The sequence below is a fragment of the Sphingobium sp. TomTYG65 genome, from assembly GCF_055395525.1.
Map to the genome: position 1 here is coordinate 659,551 of NZ_AP027331.1, position 21,279 is coordinate 680,829.

Below are 21,279 nucleotides of genomic sequence, written 5' to 3' on the forward strand. Positions count from 1 at the left end.
ATAAGAACCGGAGAGGAAAGGAAAGCCATGCCACGCTGGGTGAACAGGCCCGAAGGCTCCAACTGGGGCGACTTTGGCGAGGACGATCAGATCGGCCGCATGAACCTGTTGACGCCCGAACGCCGCCGCGCCGCCATGGCCGAGGTGCGCGATGGCATCGCTTTCTCGCTCAGCCTCCCGCTCAACGTCCCCACTATCCCCTTCGCACCCTTCCGCCAGCCGCCGCAGCTCAGCGCCGCCTGCGATGAAGAAGGCGGCATGTTCAACCGCCTCGACCCCGATGGCGAGGAAGCCACCTGCGACGACCGCGTGCTGCTCTACACCCAGCATTCGACACAGTGGGACGCGCTGTCGCACCGTGGCCGGGCCTTCGACGCGGATGGCGACGGCGTCGCGGAACTCGTCTATTATAACGGCTTTCGCGCGGGCGAGGACGTGAGCGGTCCCGTTGGGGAGGCGGGCGCGACCTGCGCCCACGCGCTCGGCATCGAAACGCTCGCGACGGCGGGCGTGCAGGGACGCGGCGTGATGGTCAATCTGAAAGCCGCCTACGGCATCGAAAGCCGTGCCGTTACCCGCGACGATCTGCTGCGCGCCATGGATGCGCAGCGGGTAGAGGTGCGCCCGGGCGACTTCCTGCTACTCTACACCGGCTTCGACCGGCTCGTCCTTGACCGTGAGGCGCGCGGCGACGACACGCCCCTCGCGCTGGCGGGCTGCGCGCTCGACGGCAGCGACGAAAGCCTGCTGCAATGGATCACTGACAGCGGCATCGTCGCCATCTGCTCCGACAATGTCGCCATCGAAGCGCTGGGCGCCATCCTCTCTCCCGAACCGCCGCCGATCCGCCTGCCGATCCATGACCTCTGCCTGTTCCGCCAGGGCATCTTCCTTGGCGAGCTTTGGTATCTGGAACAGCTGGCGGAGTGGCTGCACGAACGGGAACGCCACGCTTTCCTGCTCACCGCGCCGCCGCTGCGCCTGCCCGGCAGCGTCGGCTCGCCAGTCACCCCCATCGCCACAGTATGACCGTAGGACCGACATGACGATCAACCGCAGCTGGCGCATCGCGCGCCCCATCGATGGCCTGCCCTCGGCCGATGACTTCACGCTCGACACCCTGCCGATCCCGGCGCTGGAGGACCGGCAGGTGCTGGTGCGCACCATATATATCAGCATCGCGCCCGGCGTCCGGCCGCTCATGCCCTATGCGGGCGAAGCCCCCGATGTCGCCGCCGCCGGGAACACTCGCAGCGGCGGGGCGGAGCCGCCACCCAATCCCTTCAAGATTCGGGTCGGCGAACGCATGCGGTCGGGCATCGTGCCATCCTCCTCTCCCTTCGCCGGCGGGACGGTCGGTCAGGTCGTGGAATCGCGCCATCCCGATTTCAGCCCCGGCGACTATATTTTCGGCGGTCGTTACTGGCAGGATTATGAGGCCGTCGATGGCGACGCCTCGCTGAAGATCGATCCCACTGAATTGCCGCTGGAGGCGGACCTCAGCCTCATCGGCCGATCCGCCTTCACCGGCTGGGTCGGATGGAAACGCTATTGCGACGGCAAGCCCGGCGAAACCATCGTCGTTTCCGCCGCAACCGGATCGGTCGGCATGCTGGTCTGCCAGCTCGCCAAACGTGCGGGTCTCCATGTGATCGGCATCGCCAGCGGCAAGGAAAAATGCGCCTATGTCACTGGCGATCTCGGCGCGGAGGCCTGTATCGACCGTTCCGTCGAGGATGTCGGCGAAGCGCTCGACCGCCTCGCGCCTCAGGGCGTCGATATCTATTTCGACAATGTCGGCGGCTTCACGCGAAAGCCCGTCTATGACCGGCTCAACCCCTTCGGGCGGCTGATCGTCTGCGGCATGGCGGCGGAATATACCGGGCAGGAGGAAAGCCTGCTGACCACAGGCGCCATCCTCGCCAAGCGGCTGCGGATTCAGGGCTTCGTCGTCCTGGATCACGACGACGATTATCAGGAGTTTCGCGCCGACATGGCAAAGCTGTGGAAGGAAGGCACCCTCAGCGTGCGCCAGACCATCTATGAAGGATTGGAAAGCGCGCCCGAAGCCCTGGCGGCCTGCATTTCAGGCCGCAGCTCGGGCGGCAAGATATTGGTGCGCGTCTCGCCCGACACCAGCCGCCCCTGACGACAGGGGGCGGCGGTTCAGCCGCCCCGTTCCTCGACCAACATCGCCCGTGCGCCGTTCAGGAACAGGCTGGTCACGGTTTCGGCATTGGCCTTGATCTGGGCCGCAGTCATTGGCCGCTCATCATAGATGACCCGGTTCTGCCACCGCTTGAACAACATGGTGACATAAAAGCTCGCCAGTTCGTACGCCTGCTCCGGGCTGAACCCGTGCGCCGCCAATATGGTCTGCACCGGCTCCAGCTGAAACCGTTCGAACTGCCGCCGCGATACTTTCTCCAGCTGCGGAAAACTGGTGCATTCGCGAAAGATGACGCGGGCCAGCCTGACCTGACGATCATTGTTCAGCCGCCCGCTCATATGCAGGGCGTAGCTGATCAGCTGCTCGCGCAATGTGCCTGTCGCGCCGGCCGGAAAATGATGCTTGATCGCCGACATTTCCAGGCAGGCATCGAACAGAGCGACCTTGTCGGGATAGCGGTTATACAAGGTACGCGTCGATACGCCCGCCCGTTCGGCGATGGCGCGGACCGACGCTCCGTGAAATCCATGCCGGGAAAATTCCTCCAGCGCCGCTTCCAGCATGGCCTCATGCTTCAGCTCCGCTTCCCGCGCATTGGGCCTGCCCACCCGTCGCTTCGCCGACACGTCGATCTTCTCTGCCTCGCTGCTGTGCATCGGCTGGCGTCGCTCTTCCCTCTTAACATTGCACCACAGACCGCCGCCGGACGCGCGCGGTTCGCACCCGGCTATAGGGCATATCGGCCTGTTCAGATAGGGGCGGATCAGGGACGAAGCATGGCAGGCTCCGGCCCGATCGATGCCTGAAAATTGCGGGAAGTTACCGCCCCTCAGGGCGCTTAGGCATCCCCGACCGGCGGGATCGGCGGCATGTCTGGGACATTATGCGCATAGCCCATCTCTTCATAGCGCTCAGTAATGCGCCACCCCTTTTCCGTGCGGACCAGCTTGTCACGATACCAAAGGCCGATGAAGAACACCTGATCCTTGCCGTCATCGCCCTTGTAAACCATCGGGTTGAACAGCACCGTGCGGCTGCGCGCGCTGTCGCCGTCCAGTTCCAGCTTTGTGGTCGCGACCATATGCTGGAACATGGGGAAACGCTCCATCGCGACGGGCAGCCACGCCTTGATCTGCGCCACGCTGCCCTTCGCCCCGCCAGTTTCGCTATAATCGATCACCGCGTCGGGCGTGAACACATCGTCCAAAGCGTCCCAGTTCCGTTCGTCGATCGCATAGCTGTAGCGGGACAGAAGGTCCTGAATCTCCAGCCGGTCCGATATTTCCTGAAGCGACAGCATCAGACGTCCTCCTCCTATTGTCCGGACCAGAACAGGCCGATCCGGTTCGCGCTTGTCAAGTTTTTACGCGGCCTATCCTTGAAATGCGTAGCATTCTGGCGCAAACACTCACCAACAACAATAGAGGTTTCTGAGGAGAGTGCGCATGCGGCTCGAAGGCAAGATCGCGGTTGTGACTGGTGCCGCGTCCGGAATTGGCTTGGCCGTGGCCAGAAGATTCGCGGCGGAGGGCGCAAAGCTCGTCATTGGGGACCGCAATGCTGCCGGAGTCGAAGACGCTGCGCACGGTATTGGCCCGGACGTCGCCGCACTGGCGCTCGACGTCGCCGATGAAGCGTCCTGCCAGGCCATCATCGACCATGCGGTCAGCCAGCATGGCGGCCTCGACATAGTGTGCAACATCGCGGGCGTCCTCGACTTCGGTCGGTTCGCCGATGTTGATCGCACGCGCTGGGACCGGGTGATTTCCGTCAACCTCACCGGCGTCTATCATATGTGCCGCGCGGCCATGCCGCACCTGATCGAAAGCCGCGGCAATATCGTCAACATGGCATCGGCCGCTGGTCTTGTCGGCGTTCCCTACAACTCGGTCTATACGGCGTCGAAACATGGCGTCGTCGGCCTGACCAAGGCGCTCGCTCTCGAATTTTCGAAGGAAGGCGTGCGCGTCAACGCGGTCTGCCCAGGCGGCGTGGATACGCCCATGCTGCACCAGTCGCCGCCCGAGAATATCGATTGGCAGATGGTCATGCGTTCCGCGTCCTGGCTCGACAGCGGCGCCATGGCTACCCCTGACGACATTGCCGATGCAGTGACCTTCCTCGCATCTTCCGAAGCCCGTCGCATCACGGGCGCCTCCTTCACCGTAGATGGCGGTCAGACAGCCGGCTGACCCCAGCATCATTTAAGCTTCAACAAGAGTGACGACTATGGCGACCCAGCCCGATCAGACCCAAACCCAGCCCCTCGATCGCGAGGCGCTGTTGCAGCAGGCGCGTGAAAGGGCCGGGCTCACCGACTTTGGCGACCTCTGGTTCCTGGAGCCGATGGATCATTTCATCGAAGCATCGAACCGTGAAGGCCGCCTGACCCCCGCCGGTCGCGAAGGCACGGTCGAGGTGATCGTCAAGGGCCTGGTCAGCCGTCTGCGCATGGTGGAGGATATCAAGAAGCATCCCGAGATCCTCGATGAAAAGGTCGACGTCGCGGGCATCATCCTGGGCTTGCCGCGCACCGGCAGCACCATCTTCCAGCGCCTGCTCGCCAGCGCGCCGGGCATGACCGGCCTGCGCTGGTTCGAAGCGCAGAATTTCGCGCCCTTCCCCGGCGAAGAGCGCGGCAATCCCGTTGAGCGCCGTGCCTATGCGCAGGCGATGATCGATGGCTGGCTGCAAATGTCGCCCGAACTCGCCTCCATCCACCCGCTCGAACCCGATGGTCCGGACGAGGAAATCCTGGTCCTTGGCCAGATGTTCGTCAGCACCATGATTGAGGGCATGAATTACGTGCCCAGCTTCACCCGCTGGCTGAACACATATGATCAGTCGAAGGGACATGAGGACCTCAAGACCGTCCTTAAATATCTTCAATGGCAGGACCCGTCGCGCCGCAACTCCAAATGGATATTGAAGAGCCCGTCCAACCTTCCCTATGCGGAAGTGGCGGCCAAGGCATTCCCGAACGCGCTGCTCATCATGACGCACCGCGACCCGTTGCAGACCGTCCCCTCCTATGTTTCGATGCAGGCCGCGCTTTATAAGCTCAGCGCCACGCTCACCGATCAGGAAGTGGGCGAATTCTGGTTCCCGCGCCTCGTGGAATGGATGCGCATGTTCGAAGCCGCGCGCGAGCGGATCGGCGAGGACCGCTTCATCGACATCGATTATCGCCAAGTCGGAAAGGAGCCGATGGCGCAGGCCGAACGCGTCCTCACCCGCATGGGCATCCCCGTCGATGCGCAGCTTGAAGAGGTGCTGGCCGAATTCCTCGCCGGCAACAAGCGTGAACAGCGTCCGATGCACGACTATTCGCTCGAACGCTTCGGCCTCGACGAAGAAGCGATCAAGCGCGAATTCGCCGCCTATCGCGAACGCTACATCCTCTGACCATGGAAATCCGGCCCGGCATCCTCCGCACGCCCGAAGCCTGCTTCGACGCGCTGCCGGGCTACGATTTTGCGCCCCATTATGTGGAGGTGAAGGACGCCCGCCTCGGCGCCTTGCGCATGCATTATGTGGATGAAGGGGATCGTGACGCTCCCATCGTCCTCATGCTGCACGGCAATCCGACCTGGAGTTATCTCTATCGCCACATGATCGGCCCCGTCGCGGCGGCTGGCTATCGCGTCATCGCGCCCGACATGATCGGCTTCGGCAAGTCGGACAAGCCCGCCAGCCGCGCCGACTATGGCTTCGATCGCTTCGTCCAGTGGATGCGCGCCTTTGTCGAGGCGCTCGACCTTCGCGGCGTCACCCTCGTCTGCCAGGATTGGGGCGGGCCAATCGGCCTGCGCGTCGTGGCCGAATGTCCGGATCGCTTCTCCGCGATCCTTGCCACCAACACGCTCCTCCAGAATTGCGATCCGCCCCCGCTCGGCGTGCCCGATTGGCCGGGCGAGCAGATCGCCGCCTGGGTGGAAACCTGCCGTACCAGCGAGGATCTGCCGCTCGACCTGCTCGTCGGTCGCGCTTGCGTCACCGATGTTTCGCCGCAGGTGCTCGCCGCCTACGCCGCGCCTTTCCCCAACGCCGCCTACAAAAAGGGCATGCTCCAGATCACCTGCGGCATCCCCATCGCCGAAGGCGCCGAGGGGCTGGAAGCAAACCGCGCCGCCTGGCGCTTCCTGGAAGGCTGGAACAAGCCCTTCGTCACCGCCTTCAGCGACCAGGACCCCGCCACTATCGCCTGGGAAGACGTCTTCCAACGCCGCATTCCCGGCGCAAAGGGCCAGCCCCACACGCGCATCCCCAATGGCGGCCATTTCGTGCAGGAAGACCAGGGCGCCGCGCTGGCGGAGGTACTGATCAGCTTTCTAAGGGCCAATAACTAACCCCGGTCGCTTCGAGCTAAGTCGAGAAGCGCTGCGCACAAGCCCCGTTCGCCCTGAGCTTGTCGAAGGGCGCGCACGCCCCCCTAGTGAAACCCCCGCCGAAACGCCCGAGGCGTCAGCCCCGTCGCCCGCCGGAACGCAGCACTGAACGCACTCGCCGTCGCAAAGCCCAGCGTCTGCGCGATCCGGTTCATCGGCAACGCCCCGCCCCGGATCATGTCCTGCGCCCGCTCCATCCGGATCGCCGCCGCATGATCGGACAGCGACACCCCAGCCGTCGCCGCAAAGCTACGCGACAGGTGCGACCGGCTGATCCCGCACAGGCTCGCCAGCGCCTGCGTCGTCGGCCATTCGCCGTCGCTCGACCGCAATGCTTCCTCGATCCGCGTCAGCTGCCAAGGCGCAAGGCCCCCCTGCCCCGCGTCCAACTCCCGCGATCGCCGGAACAGCCGCGCCACTTCCACCATCATCAGCTGCACCAGCGCCTCGATCGCCATGTCCGATCCAAAGCCCGGCGCAACCGTTTCCTGCTTCAACCGCTCCGCCAGCGTCATCAGCATCGGCGAATTGATCGAAGCGCAATGGCTGAGCCGCCGCGAATCCCATTCGGCAAGGCCCGTCACCGCCGCGAACCGCACCGGGTCGAAACGGCAGGCCAATATGTCCAGCATGCCGCCATCGCCCCGCGAATGCATCGCGATCCCGCCCGGCCGCAGCAGCAGGCGGCCGACTTTATGCCGCCGCCGGTCGCCCAGGTCGAACATGATCTCGCCCTGAGTCCCTTCCGCCCGCGGCATCACAAAGGACAATATGGGCGCGTCGTCCAGTTCCCACATCTCGTTGGGACTGGGCAGCTCATACCGCCGCAGCTCCACCCGCGCCACGCTGCTCACAGCAGCGGCCAGCACGGTCCACGGCCCTGCCGTAGCGCCCGCTGCACCGCCTGCGTCAATGGCGACCTGTTGCGTCATGGCTGCAACGATAATCTCATGCGACCTCAAGAACAAGCACTGGCTATGCGCAGCAAAAGCTGGCATCTACAACGCAACAAAGCAAAAGACGGAGAGTGTCAGCATGAGCAGAACCATTGTCGTGACCGGTGCAGCATCGGGAATCGGCGCCGCCACCCGCGACAGGCTGGAACGCAGCGGCAACAAGGTCATCGGGGTCGACCTGCGCAATTCGGACATTGATGCGGACTTGGGCACGGCGGCTGGCCGCGCCGCCATGGTGGAGCAGGTGACCCGCCTCGCGCCCGACGGAATCGACGGCGTGCTCGCAGGCGCGGGTATCTCAGCGCAGGACCGGGATGCGCAGACCATCGCCATCAACTATTTCGGCGCCGTCGCCACGCTGGAAGGATTGCGCCCGCTGCTAGCGAAGTCCTCCCGTCCCCGCGCGGTCGCCATCTGCTCTACCGCCGCCATGCTGCCCAACAATCCCAAGGTCGTGGAACTCTGCCTTTCAGGCGATGAGGAAGGCGCAGTCGCAGCGATCAACGCAGAGCCGGGCAATGCCTATGCGACCTCCAAAAACGCCCTCGCGCGCTGGGTGCGCCGCGCCGCCGCGAGCCCCGAATGGGGCGGCGCTGGCATACTGCTGAACGGCATCGGGCCGGGCGTCGTGAGGACGCCGATGACCGAACCCCTTTTCGGCCAGCCCGACATGATGAAGCTGATCCAGCAGAGCAACCCGATCGCGGTCAAGGGCTATGCTCCGCCGGAGGAAATCGCGGAACTGATCGACTTCCTGCTTGGCATGGAAAATCAGTATCTGCTCGGCCAGGTCATCTTCATCGACGGCGGCAGCGACGCGATCCTGCGCCCGCAACAGGTCTAATCCCGGCCTCACCCAGCTTCACGACTATAGAAAGGAAGAGCGATGTCGGCTCTTAAAGGCAAAGTAGCCCTGATCACCGGGGCAGGTCAGGGCATCGGTCAGGGCATCGCCCTGGCTCTGGCCAGCGAAGGCGTCGACCTGCTGCTGGCGGGGCGCACGCTGGAGAAGGTTCAGGAAACCGCGCGCCTCGCCGAAGAACGCGGCGTGCGCGCCATCGCGGTCGCCTGCAACGTAAAGGCGGCGGAGGATCTTGCCGCAGCCGTCGACAGTGCGGTGCGCGACCTTGGCGGCGTCGATATCCTGGTCAACAATGCACAGGAAGTGCCGCTCGGCATGCTGGACGACGTGACGGACGACGCCTTTCTGGCAGGGTTCGAGTCCGGCCCGCTCGCCTCGTTCCGCCTGATGAAGCTCGTCCGCCCGCATATGGAAAAGCGCGGCGGCGGCACGATCTTCAACTTCACCTCCTCGGCGGGCATCCGCTGGGACATGAGCGGCTATGGCTGCTATGGCGCGATCAAGCAGGCGACGCGGGTCCTCACCCGCGCGGGCGCGGCCGAATGGGGGCGGCAGAATATACGCGTCCTCACCATCGCGCCGCATGCGGAATCGCCGGGCCTCAAAATGTGGATCGAACATAATCCGGAGGAGGCAAAGGCTTTCTTCCGCACCATCCCGCTCGACCGCATCGGCCGTCTGGAGGAGGATATCGGCCGCGCGATCGTGGCTCTGTGCGGATCGGACCTTTCCTATCTCACCGGCGCGACCATTCCGCTCGACGGCGGCCAGGCCAATTTCGACTGACAAAAGAATAAAGTTGGAGAGACGATCATGGAAAAGCTGATCTGCGCGCTGTGGGCGCCGGAAGGCGAAAGCCGCGGCGACTATGCCGAACGCCTGAAATCCACCCTCCCCGCCGCGCTCAAATCTGCGGGCGCCAGCGGCATCCGCCTCAACCTGCGCGACGCGACGGTCGAACCCGCCGCCTCGCTCGTCCAGCAATGGCAGGAACGTCAGCAGGACGCCGTGGTGCAATTCTGGCTGCCCACCGCCAACGCCCATTTCCGTAGCCAAATCGACGCCGTTCTCGCCGAACATAGCGCCCGCTTCGAAGCATGGCTGGTCGCCGAATCCACCATCATCCCCAACAGGGATCATATGCCCCAGCCCGGATCACGCACCTGGGGCTGGTCGCAGGCCAGCTTCATCTCCTTCCGCCCGGACAAGAGCTGGGACGACGCAGTGGCGCACTGGCACAGCCACCACACCCGCGTCGCGATCGATACCCAGGCGAATTTCGAATATATCCAGAACGTCATCGTCCGCGCCCTGACCCCCAACGCGCCCGACTATGACGCCTTTGTCGAGGAATGCTTCCCCCTCGAAGCCATGACCAACTCCCCCGCTTTCTTCGATGCGATAGGGGACGAAGAAAAATTCGCCCGTAACACAAAGGATATGGCCGACAGCTGCGCCGGGTTCATCGACTTCTCGAAGATCGACATCATCCCGACCAGCCAGTTCGACTACGCTCATCTGGACTAGACGGCCCGGAGCAAGGGAAGGGGGGCGACATCGCGCAGCAATAGTGGCGGGTGACTTCGCGACGACGCAGCCCCCCTCCACCGCCTGCAACCAAATAGAAGCTCCTCTATGACGCTTCCCCCTTCGCGCTCACCCCCCGATCCAATCCCCGCGAATTCGCGAGCGGCAAAAGACGATGGCGGCTGACCAACAGCCTCCACTCGTCATGCCAGCGAAAGCTGGCATCCCCTCCCGTAGGCGGCAGGAGAATGTCTTGGATGGGCCGTTAATGCACCACCATTCGCGACATGAGGTCAAGATATCGGCGCCACCACTTCGCGGGGAAACCCTGCTGCGAGATGATCGATTAACGCACGCACGGCTGGGGGCAAACCTCGGCGCGTCGTGAAGACCAGATGCACGATTCCTTGAAGCCCGCGCCAGGCAGGCAGCACATGGACAAGCTTGCCGGCGAGAAGCGCGTCGCGGCAGACATGGTCGGGCAGGATCGCAATGCCTAGTCCTTCGATCGCCGCGTTGCGTACTGCGATCATGTCGGAGCAGCCCATTCTCGGCTGGACCCGAACAACATGTTTGTCGCCGTCCTCGGTTTCCAGATGCCATTCGAGATCGTCTGCGGCGTCATCGGTTGCAAGTGTTGGCAGCGTCGCGATTTGGCTCACTTCCGCAACCTGGCTTGCCAATTGAGGACAGGCAACCAGGATACGGGTTGATCTGCCGAGCGACCGCATGGTGAGGGCTGCATCGCTGGTCAGCGCGGTGCGAACGCGCAGAGCGAGATCGATCCGCTCTTCGATCAGGTCTACTGCACGGTCCGTTGCCACAAGCTGCAATCGCACCTTGGGATAGCGAGCGAGGAAAGAGGATATCAGGCCCGCTATGGGTTCGACCATGCCCGTGGGACAACTGAAGCGGATGCGGCCATGGGGTTCCGCCTGCGCCTGCAGGACTAGCGCCTCAGCTTGTTCCGCCTCGGCCAAAATGGCCCGGCACCGCTCGTAGAAGGCGAGCCCCGTATCCGTTACGCGAAAACGTCGGCTCGATCGTTCGATGAGGCGGAGCCCAAGGCGTTCTTCCAGACCTGCGATGCGGCGGCTGAGCTTGGATTTAGGCTCCCGCAGGGCACGCCCCGCCGCTGCAAAGCCGCCATGCGCCACCACCTCGGCAAAATAAGCGTAGTCATTCAGATCGATCCGCATCAGCGTTCCTCCAGTGGAACGCTAAGTGCCATATCTGCTGACTACACGCATCATCGTTCTGGAGGCATCTCATGCGGGCTACGGCGCTTTGCCGAAAAACCCGAAGGAGACAGACAATGACGGACAGGTTCAACAACAAGGTGGTGGTCGTAACCGGCGGCACGAGCGGCATCGGGCTGGCGACGGCGAAGGCGTTCGCGGAAGAAGGCGCCTCGGTCTTCATCACGGGGCGGCGGCAGGAGACGCTCGACGGTGCCGTGAAGGCGATCGGTGGCCGGGTCACCGGCGTGCGGGGCGACATGGCGAACCTCGCCGACATCGACCGGCTATATGATGCGGTCCAACAACAGCATGCGCAGATCGACATCGTGTTCGCCAATGCGGGCGGTGGCGAGATGAGCCCGCTCGGTTCGATCACCGAAGAGCATTATCAGAGCATCTTCGACACCAATGTAAAGGGCGTGCTGTTCACGGTTCAAAAGGCCCTGCCGCTGCTGAAGGACGGGGCTTCGATCATCCTGACAAGTTCGACAACCAGCATATCGGGTACGCCTGCCTTCAGCGTCTATTCTGCGACCAAGGCGGCGGTGAGAAACTTCGCCCGCAACTGGATCCTCGACCTCAAGGATCGGCACATCCGCGTGAACGCAATCAGCCCCGGCGTCACGGACACTGCCGGCCTCAATCATCTGTTTGGCGGCGGCGAACAGGCGCAGGGGACAAAGGATTATCTCGCCAGCCTGATTCCGGCGGGCCGTGTCGGCCAGCCCGAGGAGATCGCAAAGGCCGTGTTGTTCCTCGCCTCCGATGACGCCAGCTTCGTCAACGGGGTGGAACTCTTTGTCGACGGCGGTCAGGTGCAGATCTGAACATCAACCTCTAGGGCCGGATGGAATATCGCCTCGCGCGACAGATCATCCGGCTCTCGGTTAGAATACGCGTCGGGGGATTGTGAATAAGCCTGCAATGTTGACCCCAGTTCTGGGGTGATAGGCGTCCAAAGTTGACCCCCTGAACGATTGCGGTTCACGCTCTTGCACTTTGCTGCGGGAGCGGGTGGGAGATGCTGATCGTGGAGACGGTAGCGCGCATCCGGCGCGAGTTTTTCGTTAAGGGCAAGTCGATCAAGGAGATTGTGCGAGACCTTGGCGTGTCGCGGAATACGGTTCGCAAGGTGCTGCGCTCGGGCGAGACGGCTTTCACATACGAACGCAGCGTGCAGCCCTTGCCGAAGTTGGGGCCTTGGGCTTCGGATCTGAACAGGCTTCTGGAGGCGAACGACCGCAAGGCCCGGCGCGAGCGGCTGACGATGGTCAGGTTGTTCGAGGAGCTGCAGGGTCTTGGCTATCGTGGCGGCTATGACGCGGTCCGACGGTACGCGGCAAACTGGCATCGCGAGCGCTCAGCGGTGACGGCGGGAGCCTATGTGCCGCTGAGCTTCGCACCTGGTGAAGCTTACCAGTTCGACTGGAGCCATGAGATCGTCGTCATTGCCGGGGCGACGACCACCGTGAAGGTCGCGCACATGCGGCTTTGTCATAGCCGGATGTTTTACGTGCGTGCCTATCCGCGCGAGAGCCAGGAGATGGTCTTCGATGCGCACGACAAGGCGTTTGCCTTCTTCGGCGGGGCCTGCCAGCGCGGCATCTACGACAACATGAAGACGGCGGTCGATGCGATCTTTGCCGGTCGCGAGCGGCAATATAATCGCCGCTTCCAGCAGATGTGCGGACATTATCTGGTCGAGCCGGTTGCCTGCACGCCGGCATCGGGGTGGGAGAAAGGCCAGGTCGAGAATCAGGTGGGCCTGGTGCGTGAACGCTTCTTCACACCCCGGCTGCGGTTCAGGAGCTACGCCGAGATGAACGCATGGCTGGAGGATCGCTGTGTGGCGCGGTCGAAGCATGCCGCCCATCCCGAGTTGAAGGACCGCACAGTCTGGGAGGTGTTCGAGACTGCGGACCGTCCCGCCCTGATCGCCTATCGCGGGCCGTTCGACGGCTTCCACGCTCTGCCCGCGTCGGTATCAAAGACGCTGCTGGTGCGGTTCGACTATAACAAATACTCGGTGCATGCATCGGCGGCGGGGCGACCGGTGGACATCCATGCTTATGCCGATCGCGTCGTCATCCGGCAGGAAGGCGAGATAGTCGGCGAACATGTCCGCCGGTTCGGCCGTGAGCAGACGATCTATGATCCCTGGCATTACGTCCCTGTGCTGGCGAGAAAGCCTGGCGCGCTGCGCAACGGCGCGCCGTTCAAGGACTGGTTGCTTCCGCCAGCAATCGAGCGGGTACGCCGCCGCCTTGGTGGCCATGCTGATGGCGACCGCCAGATGGTCGGCATCCTGACGGCGGTCCTGAGCGACGGGCTTGATGCCGTGGAAGCCGCCTGCGCCGAGGCGCTGATCGGTGGCACCGTCAGCCGCGACGTTGTGCTCAATATCCTGACCCGTCAGCGCCAGCCATCGGCGCCGCTGACCATCGCTACGCCCGAGGCGCTCCGGCTTCATCACGAGCCCGTCGCCGACTGCGCCCGTTACGATAGCCTGAGGAGGTTCTATGGAACGCCACGAGATCCTGGAGATGATGGGGACGCTCAAGCTCGCGGGCATGCGGCACGCCTATGATGAGGTGATCGCCGATGCGGTAAAGCGACAGCATGGCCCAAGCCGCGTGGTCGGCGATCTGCTGAAGGCCGAGATCGACGAAAAACAGGCGCGCTCGATCAAATATCAGATGACGATCGCCAAGCTGCCGCTGGCCAAGGAAATTACGGCGTTCGACTTTGCCGATACGCCGATCAATGAGGGACTGGTGCGCGATCTGGCGACCGGCGCCTTCCTGGCCAACCAGCGCAATGCCGTGCTGGTCGGAGGAACCGGGACCGGGAAAACCCACCTTGCCATTGCGATCGGGCGCTCCTGCGTGCGCACCGGCGCCAGGGTCCGATATTACAACACCATCGACCTGGTGAACCGGCTCGAAGCTGAAACCCGCGCCGGAAAAGCAGGGCGCATTGCCGATCATCTGTCCCGGCTCGACCTGGTGATCCTCGACGAGCTGGGCTATCTGCCGTTCGCACTGTCTGGCGGTCAGTTGCTGTTCCACCTGGTCAGCCGGCTCTACGAGCAAACCTCGATCATGGTGACCACCAACCTCGCGTTCGGCGAATGGCCCTCGGTGTTCGGCGACGCCAAGATGACCACCGCGTTGCTCGACCGGCTGACGCACCATTGCGATATCATCGAAACCGGTAACGAGAGCTGGCGCTTCAAGAACCGCGAAGCTGCCTGATAGGCCAGGAGAAACGCCATCGGCATGGGGGTGAGCCGGCTCCGGGCTACGCCCTCCGCCGCCTCACCCCCATGCCGACGATCCTGGCACACTATCAGGGGGTCAATGTTGGGCGCTTATCAGGGGTGAATATCCGGTGCCGATTGACAATCATTACCGCCGCATGCAACCAGCAGATTGTAGGCGATCAGGATCGGCACCAGGCGCATGAGTAGACCTCCGTTCGTATTTCTAGCCTTCGCCCATCAAGCGCTCACGGTGAGGAGAGTTCCGGCGTCTGACCGGGAGTCATTCACACATGGTCTCAGCGGGGGTGCTGCCGATTTTTTCAATGGCGTTTGACAATGCCAGAGCATCACTGATCACCGCTGAGGAGGCTGTATTGTCGAAGATCTTTTGCATCTGGCTTATTCTAATCGGCATGAGCAGGTAGTCGGCAAGGCGTTCGACTTTCGCCTCGATCCAGCCGGTCGGCCTCGCCGAGGATGTGGGCTCTAAATTTTTCCAAGCCAAAGACTAGAGGTGCTGCGCTTTCAAATGCCCCGAACTCGATTTTCATGAAAGTCTCCTTGTCAGGAGAACCGCCTGTCGTCGCTTGGCGTTCCAAGGCACCAAAACCGCCCCGGCAGGCTGCTCCGATTTCAAGCGCAACGATCAAGCGAACGAATTTTTCCCGCGATGCAACTTGCGCGATTGCGGTTGGTTTGGAGCGCATTCAAAGAGGGACGCCATTGCTGACCGTGGAATTTAACAAGGCTTATTACGAGGCACGGCGCAAGGCGAACGAGGCTCTGGCGGCGCAGGCAGCGCTACCCGAGCTTAGGCAGCTGCATATGCGCTTAGCACAATATTACCGTCAGGCTGGCGCGATAGCGGAGGCCGTCGGCGCCACGATCGATTGGTCAGCTCACGGGGGGCGTGGCTCATCCTGCTAACGGTCATTCGCGGGGCGGCAGAGATGTGAGGTGGGTAGACTTGGATAGCTGCCCTTCCGGATCTAGCGCTCGAAAGTTGGCCGCTGAATGGCGACAAAGGGTCGTCACCCGACAACTCCTCGTCATCCCGGCCTTGAGCCGGGATCCCGCTTCTTCGAACTGACGAAGTTAAGCGGGATCCCGGCTCAAGGCCGAGGTGACAGAGAAAAAAGCAACCGCTTCAAGCCTTCCCAGCCCTTCTCTCCTTCCCGCTCCGCCTTACCTCCGTCAGTCCCTCAAGGAATAATCTCCCGCCCCTCGCCGAAGATCAGCGAAGCCTCGACACTATCAACTCCCTCGCGGTGCCCGCGCCACCCCAACGCCTCGCGCGCTTCGGCGGGCGTCAGGTGCATGATCGTCTCGAACTTCGCGGAGAACAGCATGTCCGACTGCTCGCCCACCTCATAGCCATAGGAAAGGTTCCGCCACAGCGCGGGCCAAGCCGCCGGATAGTGCAGCATCGTCCGCGTCATCCACGGGAACATGATCAGCGTATTGTTCGTCATCAGCGGACCAGCAAGTTCCGCGCTCAGATGCCGGAAGACGTTGCCCGTCACCACGCCGGTGATGAAATATTCGGCGACGGTCCCAAAACCGACCTCGCCCAATATGTGATACAGGTCATGGGTCTGCCCCATGCGCAGGTTCCAGAAATCGAGCGTATTTGCGGGCTTCCAGTCGGGATTGTCCAATATGCGTGAATTGAGTTCGGGCGACAGGTCGAACTCGTCCATATATTCGAATAGGTTCCGGCCCACCGACCCTTCCGGATAGGCGCGCAGATCGTCCTTCGTATAACTCGACACAAAACCTTCGCTCAGCCAGCGATCAAAAGCGGGATTGCGCCGCCGCTCTTCCTCCGCCAGCCGCTCCGCCTCCTCCACGTCCCGCACCTCATCCACCGCCTGCATCAGCGTGGGCAGGCCATAGAGCAGCGGATAGTCATGGCCGTTCTTCCGCAGATTTTCGGTCGCAACCCACTCGCGCACCCGCGCATCGTTCAGCCATGGCGACGAACTCACCAGCACGCTGCTTTCCGTCCGCACCTTGCGCCGTCCGTTAAGGTAGAAGATCGGGTTGCCCGATGTGACTTCCTCGCTGTCCGCATTCTGGGTGAGGTTCTGGGTTTCGATGTTCATGCTGCAACTCCGCTGACGATATTCGATGAACTGCGCGCGCTTGCGGAGTCCAGATCGGCAAGACGCCTCTGGATTGCGGCGGCGCGGCGAAAGTCGGGGTCGACCGGTCCGTCGCTGCGGATCGCCTCCCCCAACTGCGCATAGAGATTGCCGATCGACGACAGCGCTTCACGCGATGCGAAGCTGCCGGGATAGGCGGTGTAACGGTCGGGCTCGGTCGGTATCGCCGCGCATTCCAGTTCCGGCGCGACGGCGATCGGCTCGAACGGCGCACCGTGCCTCGCGCCTTGCAGCAGCAGGGATTCCACCGCCGGCAGGCTGGGATCGCGCGTGGATAGCAGCAGCGCCCCTTCGCTCCCGTCTATCCGCCAGCTGCATCCCATGCCGCTCATCGACACGCCCGCCAGATCGACCTGGAACAGCGCGCCGCTGCGCAAATTTCCCTGGAACAGCAGATGGTCATAGGCATCGCGTTCCACCGCGGCGCCGCTCTCATCGACCGGCGGCAGGTGGATGGCGCTGCGCATCATCATCCCTTCGACCGGCCCGAAATGATGATCCAGCGCGTCGATCAAATGCCCGCCATAGATGGACAGCAGCGTCGTCCCGCCCGCCCGCGTCGCCATCGCCCGCATGATCGGGCCAAAGATGCGGGCATGCAGCGTGACCCCATACAGCTTGCCCACATAGCCGTCCGCCACCAGCTGCGCCGCCTGCCGCATCACCGGCGACCCGCGCAGGTGCAGGCCGATCATCGCCTTCACGCCCTTCGCCTCCGCCAGCGCGGCCAGCTCCTCAGCCTCCTCCACCGTCGTGGCGAGCGGCCATTCGCAATAGACATGCTTGCCCGCGTTCAGTGCCGCCTTGGCGATCGCATGATGATGCGGGGCCTTTACGCAGATCGCGACCAAGTCAATGTCCGGATGCTGCGCCAGCGCCTCATGATCGGTGAACCATAGCGGCGCGCCGAACCGCTCCGCCGCCTTGCGCGCACTTTCCTCCCGCGTGGTGCATACGCCCTGCAGCGCGAACTCCGGCAGCCGCTCGATCACCCGGCGATGGACGCCCGATCCCCATCCATAGTCGGGATTCGCTCCCACGATGCCAACCCGGATCACCACCGGCGCCTCTCCTCATCCCTTTGGTGAGACTATACTGCCAGTCTAGTTTCAAGTCCAGCGTCCAAAAACGCGTTCAACTCGCCAATTCATTCATGGAAAAACCCCAATATCTCCTCTCCCACCAGGTCGAGGCATATCTCGGCGGCCTCCCCCTCAAACTCCCCCCGCGCCACTTCCGCGCAGACATTCGCCACCCGATTGAACAGCAACCGCACCCGCACCCGCTGCCGCGCATCGCTCGCCGCCCCGGCAAAGCCGCCAACACCGGATGCGGCGACCAGATCGATCAGCGCTTCGGTATCCCGCAATATCCGCGCCCGGAACTGACTTTCAAACAGCTGCAATTGCGCGATCAGCGGCGTCACATATCGATGCTCCAGATGGCTCCCCACAAACGCGTCCAGCCACGCCCTCACCGCCGCCCGGTCGCCCCCCGCCAGTTCCGGTAGCCGTGCAAACAGCGCCCGCGTCTGCGGCACGATCTCCTCATAAATGGCGCAGGCGAGTTCCAGCTTCGATTCGAAATGCGAATAGAATGTCGCCCGGCTAACCCCGGCCCCGCCAATGATGTCGTCGATCTTCGCGTCGGCATAGTTCGCATCGGCAAACACCCGCCGCGCCGCCAGCAGGATGGCATTGCGCGTCGCCGCCCGCCGTCGCTCCAGATACGCCGCCCGCCCGCCACTGATCTGCGGCGCTGCTTCATCACCATGGGTCAATATGTCCGCCATCCTTGAGTGCCCCGTCACGGATCCCGCGCGGCCACCCGGTCGTTGAGCCGCTGACCGGATGGATCATGGTTTTCACAGATATAGCAACCCGCACCTATAATCATAATTGGCGGCTCGACCCGATCGTGCGCAGCCTGCTCGACACGGATTTCTACAAGCTGCTGATGCTGCAGATGATCCGTCACCTCTATCCGGATGTTCAGGCGACCTTCGAACTCATCAATCGGACAAAGTCGGTGCGGCTCGCCGAGATCATAGACGAATCCGAACTGCGAGCCCAACTCGACCATGCCCGCTCGCTGCGTTTTTCGAAGAAGGAGCTGATCTGGCTGGCAGGCAACAGCTTCTACGGCCGGACACAGATGTTCAGCCCGGACTTTATCGCCTGGCTCGCCGATTTCCGCCTGCCCGATTATGAACTGACCAAGGCCGACGGCCAGTATCAACTGCGCTTCCATGGTCCTTGGACGCACAGCAGCATGTGGGAAATCCCCGCCCTCGCCATCGTCAACGAACTGCGTTCCCGCGCCGCTATGAAGGGCCGCGGCCCGTTCGAACTGGACGTGCTCTATGCCAGCGCAAAGGCGAAATTGTGGGAGAAGGTCGAGCGCCTGAGCCGCCTGCCCGATCTCGTCATCTCGGACTTCGGCACGCGGCGGCGGCACGGCTTCCTCTGGCAACGCTGGTGCGTCGAGGCGCTGAAGGCAGGGCTGGGCGATCGCTTCATCGGATCGTCTAATGTCCTGCTGGCGATGGACGCGGACCTGGAGGCGATCGGCACGAATGCACATGAACTGCCGATGGTGCTGGCTGCGCTGGCCAAAAGCGATGAAGAGCTAAAGGCCGCGCCCTATCGCGTGCTGGAGGATTGGCGCAAACATTATGGCGGCAACCTGCTGATCGTGCTGCCGGACACCTATGGCACGGCGGCATTCCTCCGCAACGCGCCTGACTGGGTCGCCGACTGGACCGGCTTCCGCCCCGACAGCATGCCGCCTATCGAAGGCGGCGAGCAGATCATCCGCTGGTGGCAGGAAAAGGGCCGCGACCCGCGCACCAAGCTGCTGATCTTTTCGGACGGCGTGGATATCGACAGTATCGAAGCGACCTACCGCCACTTCCATGGCCGCGTCCGGATGAGCTTTGGTTGGGGCACCAATCTCACCAACGACTTTCGCGGCTGCGCGCCCTTTGCGACGGAGGGGCTCGATCCCATCTCGCTGGTGTGCAAGGTCGTCGAAGCCAATGGCCACCCTGCCGTCAAACTGTCGGACAATCCCGAAAAGGCGACCGGCAAGCCATCCGAGATAGAGCGCTACCTGCGCATCTTCGGCGCCGACGGACGACGCCCGGCGAAGGTCAGGGTCTGATGGGCTCGCCCTGATCCTACGCTGACAAGGACCGGATCACCCGGGCCGCCTTGGTCACGCCCTCCGCACGGCATTGCTCCTGAGCCTCGTCGGCGATGCTGTCTGCCTCTTCCTTTGAGATGACGCCTTTTTCGACCAATCGCCCGACAAGCGCCGCTGTCCATTGTACGCCAGCAGTGGCGATGTCACCGTCAGTCAGCGCTTCGTCTTCAGTCATGTCCCGGTCTCCTGCCGTTTGTGTTGCCAGGATCGAACGCCCCGCGCCTTGGATGCGATCCGGCGGCGCTTCGGCATAGTCCTAACCCAGTATGGCGCGGGGTGCAGTTGGCTGGAACATGCCTCTTCCCGGCCGGTTGCTGTGGGGCCTCAACAGGAGAGACAAAGTGCTGAAATATGTGCCTATCCTCATGATCGCCATGAGCGCAGCCGCATGCGCTCCATCAGATCAGGGCGACTCTGGAGATTCGACTTTCGCCCCCAGCAACACCACCGTCGGCACGGTTCCCGATGGCATTCCCGGCGAAAGCGCGGGCAGCGCCATGACAGACGGAGAAACCAGTACCCGCGGCGCTGTTCAGGGGACGGACAATCCGACTAGCGCGAGAGGGTCTGCCGGAAGCTCCACACCGGGGCAAAGCGGTTCGGGCCGCTAACCCACCCCTCACCCTTTCTGCACGCCGTCGTCGACTGCGACCAGGGTGACGATCGCCTTGCGGGCATAATGGGCGGCAAGACTGCGATGGATCATCTCCGCTTCCCTTGAAGTCGCCCGCTGCGCGGCCTGCTCTTCCTGGCGCAGCCGTTTCCGATAATATTCGATATCTTCCATGTCCAACTCCGCCTGATTGAGGATGGGAGCTAGCAGGCGGGACTGGGACGCATCTTTACAGAGTTTAGCCATGGGCCCTCATTCGGCCCATGGCTAAACTCAAATTAGCGATATGACTGTTCAGTGATCAGCCTTCGTCAGTATGCGGCCTGGTCATGTCGGGCGCATTATATTTGGCCCGAGATTTCTCAGGACCTCGGCCGCGCTGAACGCGCGGGCATCATTGGCGGGCTTGGGGCCACGCCCCATCACGATCTCCGCCGAAGCCTCATAACGGTCCACGGTGCGCACATCGATGCTGCTGTCCCAGAAGGGATCGCCCCAGAACGGGTCCCAGCTGCGCCAGCCGAAGCCGCGACCATAATAGCGCCATGAGGGACCCCAATAGCCATAAGCGCCGGGGCCGAAGGGCCGATCCACATAGGTCCTGCTGTGCCGTTCCGTGCCGCGATCAGCCATGACGAACCAGTCATAGCCCCGCTGGCGCGTCAGTTCGGCGGCGCGATAGAGGAGATAGCGCTCCACCGTGTCGCGCGAAGTCATGCTGTTCCCGGCGAAGGTGACCCGGAACCGGTTCGCTTCGATCTGCTCATCATAATAGCCGCCATTCACCGCTCGCCCTTGGGTCAAAGGCTGATAGGGGGTCGCGGTCGTGCATGCGGTGAGTGCGAGCATACAGGCGCTCGCCAAAGTCCATCCTCGTCCCGTCGTCATTTT

General features: G+C 63.0%; 24 protein-coding genes. 13 read left to right on the forward strand and 11 right to left on the reverse strand.

All coding sequences use genetic code 11. The features are described 5' to 3' along the window. The first annotated feature begins 27 nt into the window (after nt 1–27). Nucleotides 28–1,029, forward strand: a complete 1,002-nt coding sequence (locus ACZ5Y5_RS16830) for a cyclase family protein (protein WP_464810574.1) — start codon at nt 28–30, stop codon at nt 1,027–1,029. A 13-nt stretch (nt 1,030–1,042) separates the two neighbouring features. Then, on the forward strand, nt 1,043–2,149 hold the full coding sequence (locus tag ACZ5Y5_RS16835) for a zinc-binding dehydrogenase (protein WP_464810575.1): 1,107 nt from the start codon (nt 1,043–1,045) through the stop codon (nt 2,147–2,149). A gap of 17 nt (nt 2,150–2,166) precedes the next feature. Here ACZ5Y5_RS16835 and ACZ5Y5_RS16840 read toward each other — a convergent pair whose 3' ends face one another. Further along, nucleotides 2,167–2,826 carry a TetR/AcrR family transcriptional regulator gene (locus ACZ5Y5_RS16840; protein ID WP_464810576.1) on the reverse strand — a complete coding sequence of 220 codons (660 nt, stop codon included), beginning with the start codon at nt 2,824–2,826 and terminating at the stop codon, nt 2,167–2,169. A gap of 182 nt (nt 2,827–3,008) precedes the next feature. Then, nucleotides 3,009–3,470 (reverse strand): nuclear transport factor 2 family protein, encoded by a 462-nt coding sequence (locus ACZ5Y5_RS16845; protein WP_464810577.1) that lies wholly within the window; start codon nt 3,468–3,470, stop codon nt 3,009–3,011. A 145-nt stretch (nt 3,471–3,615) separates the two neighbouring features. Here ACZ5Y5_RS16845 and ACZ5Y5_RS16850 point away from each other — a divergent pair, with 145 nt between their 5' ends. Genes ACZ5Y5_RS16850 through ACZ5Y5_RS16860 form a run of 3 tightly spaced genes read left to right on the forward strand, consistent with a single transcriptional unit; the run spans nt 3,616 to nt 6,519 of the window. Further along, a complete protein-coding gene (locus ACZ5Y5_RS16850) occupies nt 3,616–4,362 on the forward strand; it encodes an SDR family NAD(P)-dependent oxidoreductase (protein ID WP_464810578.1) in 747 nt (248 codons plus the stop codon). Between the two features lie 37 nt (nt 4,363–4,399). Beyond that, nucleotides 4,400–5,575: a sulfotransferase family protein gene (locus ACZ5Y5_RS16855; RefSeq protein ID WP_464810579.1), complete on the forward strand. Its 1,176-nt coding sequence runs from the start codon at nt 4,400–4,402 to the stop codon at nt 5,573–5,575. A 2-nt stretch (nt 5,576–5,577) separates the two neighbouring features. Further along, a complete protein-coding gene (locus tag ACZ5Y5_RS16860; protein WP_464810580.1) occupies nt 5,578–6,519 on the forward strand; it encodes a haloalkane dehalogenase in 942 nt (313 codons plus the stop codon). An 83-nt stretch (nt 6,520–6,602) separates the two neighbouring features. Here ACZ5Y5_RS16860 and ACZ5Y5_RS16865 read toward each other — a convergent pair whose 3' ends face one another. Continuing rightward, entirely contained in the window at nt 6,603–7,490 is an 888-nt protein-coding gene (locus ACZ5Y5_RS16865) for a helix-turn-helix transcriptional regulator (RefSeq protein WP_464810581.1), read from the reverse strand. Nucleotides 7,491–7,593: 103 nt separating this feature from the next. Here ACZ5Y5_RS16865 and ACZ5Y5_RS16870 point away from each other — a divergent pair, with 103 nt between their 5' ends. The 3 genes from ACZ5Y5_RS16870 to hsh3 are packed head-to-tail and all read left to right on the forward strand — an operon-like array spanning nt 7,594 to nt 9,903. Then, complete coding sequence (locus ACZ5Y5_RS16870) at nt 7,594–8,358, forward strand: SDR family oxidoreductase (RefSeq protein ID WP_464810582.1); 765 nt, start codon at nt 7,594–7,596, stop codon at nt 8,356–8,358. 42 nt (nt 8,359–8,400) lie between these two features. Continuing rightward, entirely contained in the window at nt 8,401–9,162 is a 762-nt protein-coding gene (locus ACZ5Y5_RS16875) for an SDR family NAD(P)-dependent oxidoreductase (RefSeq protein WP_464810583.1), read from the forward strand. 27 nt (nt 9,163–9,189) lie between these two features. Beyond that, nucleotides 9,190–9,903, forward strand: a complete 714-nt coding sequence (gene hsh3 / locus ACZ5Y5_RS16880) for a 7-beta-hydroxysteroid dehydratase Hsh3 (protein ID WP_464810584.1) — start codon at nt 9,190–9,192, stop codon at nt 9,901–9,903. A 293-nt stretch (nt 9,904–10,196) separates the two neighbouring features. On the opposite strand, the gene ACZ5Y5_RS16885 is transcribed toward hsh3, so the two are convergent. Then, a complete protein-coding gene (locus tag ACZ5Y5_RS16885) occupies nt 10,197–11,102 on the reverse strand; it encodes a LysR family transcriptional regulator (protein WP_464810585.1) in 906 nt (301 codons plus the stop codon). Between the two features lie 116 nt (nt 11,103–11,218). Between ACZ5Y5_RS16885 and ACZ5Y5_RS16890 the strand changes: the two genes are divergently transcribed. From ACZ5Y5_RS16890 to istB, 3 genes are all read left to right on the forward strand, one after another. Next, on the forward strand, nt 11,219–11,971 hold the full coding sequence (locus ACZ5Y5_RS16890; protein ID WP_464810586.1) for an SDR family NAD(P)-dependent oxidoreductase: 753 nt from the start codon (nt 11,219–11,221) through the stop codon (nt 11,969–11,971). A gap of 194 nt (nt 11,972–12,165) precedes the next feature. After that, complete coding sequence (istA, locus tag ACZ5Y5_RS16895) at nt 12,166–13,731, forward strand: IS21 family transposase (RefSeq protein ID WP_464807974.1); 1,566 nt, start codon at nt 12,166–12,168, stop codon at nt 13,729–13,731. Further along, the gene (gene istB, locus ACZ5Y5_RS16900; protein ID WP_031293458.1) at nt 13,664–14,398 is read left to right on the forward strand and encodes an IS21-like element helper ATPase IstB; all 735 of its coding nucleotides are present in this window, start codon (nt 13,664–13,666) and stop codon (nt 14,396–14,398) included. The genes istA and istB overlap by 68 nt, the downstream gene beginning before the upstream one ends. A gap of 412 nt (nt 14,399–14,810) precedes the next feature. Here istB and ACZ5Y5_RS16905 read toward each other — a convergent pair whose 3' ends face one another. From ACZ5Y5_RS16905 to ACZ5Y5_RS16920, 4 genes are all read right to left on the reverse strand, one after another. Continuing rightward, the gene (locus ACZ5Y5_RS16905) at nt 14,811–14,957 is read right to left on the reverse strand and encodes a hypothetical protein (RefSeq protein WP_464810587.1); all 147 of its coding nucleotides are present in this window, start codon (nt 14,955–14,957) and stop codon (nt 14,811–14,813) included. Nucleotides 14,958–15,608: 651 nt separating this feature from the next. After that, the gene (locus tag ACZ5Y5_RS16910) at nt 15,609–16,511 is read right to left on the reverse strand and encodes a hypothetical protein (protein ID WP_464810588.1); all 903 of its coding nucleotides are present in this window, start codon (nt 16,509–16,511) and stop codon (nt 15,609–15,611) included. Further along, a complete protein-coding gene (locus ACZ5Y5_RS16915; RefSeq protein ID WP_464810589.1) occupies nt 16,508–17,632 on the reverse strand; it encodes a Gfo/Idh/MocA family protein in 1,125 nt (374 codons plus the stop codon). Before ACZ5Y5_RS16915 ends, ACZ5Y5_RS16910 begins: the two co-directional genes overlap by 4 nt. 86 nt (nt 17,633–17,718) lie before the next feature. Beyond that, nucleotides 17,719–18,363, reverse strand: a complete 645-nt coding sequence (locus tag ACZ5Y5_RS16920) for a TetR/AcrR family transcriptional regulator (RefSeq protein ID WP_464810590.1) — start codon at nt 18,361–18,363, stop codon at nt 17,719–17,721. A gap of 65 nt (nt 18,364–18,428) precedes the next feature. On the opposite strand from ACZ5Y5_RS16920, the gene pncB reads away from it, so the two are divergent. Continuing rightward, complete coding sequence (gene pncB, locus ACZ5Y5_RS16925) at nt 18,429–19,733, forward strand: nicotinate phosphoribosyltransferase (protein ID WP_464810591.1); 1,305 nt, start codon at nt 18,429–18,431, stop codon at nt 19,731–19,733. A gap of 16 nt (nt 19,734–19,749) precedes the next feature. Here the strand turns inward: pncB and ACZ5Y5_RS16930 are convergent, their stop codons facing one another. Continuing rightward, nucleotides 19,750–19,950: a hypothetical protein gene (locus ACZ5Y5_RS16930; protein ID WP_464810592.1), complete on the reverse strand. Its 201-nt coding sequence runs from the start codon at nt 19,948–19,950 to the stop codon at nt 19,750–19,752. A gap of 91 nt (nt 19,951–20,041) precedes the next feature. On the opposite strand from ACZ5Y5_RS16930, the gene ACZ5Y5_RS16935 reads away from it, so the two are divergent. Then, nucleotides 20,042–20,386 (forward strand): hypothetical protein, encoded by a 345-nt coding sequence (locus tag ACZ5Y5_RS16935; protein WP_464810593.1) that lies wholly within the window; start codon nt 20,042–20,044, stop codon nt 20,384–20,386. Between the two features lie 8 nt (nt 20,387–20,394). Here the strand turns inward: ACZ5Y5_RS16935 and ACZ5Y5_RS16940 are convergent, their stop codons facing one another. Both ACZ5Y5_RS16940 and ACZ5Y5_RS16945 read right to left on the reverse strand, forming a co-directional pair. Further along, nucleotides 20,395–20,634, reverse strand: coding sequence for a hypothetical protein (locus ACZ5Y5_RS16940; protein ID WP_464810594.1), 240 nt, complete (start codon nt 20,632–20,634; stop codon nt 20,395–20,397). A gap of 81 nt (nt 20,635–20,715) precedes the next feature. After that, nucleotides 20,716–21,276: a CC0125/CC1285 family lipoprotein gene (locus ACZ5Y5_RS16945; RefSeq protein ID WP_464810595.1), complete on the reverse strand. Its 561-nt coding sequence runs from the start codon at nt 21,274–21,276 to the stop codon at nt 20,716–20,718. Nucleotides 21,277–21,279: the final 3 nt, after the last annotated feature.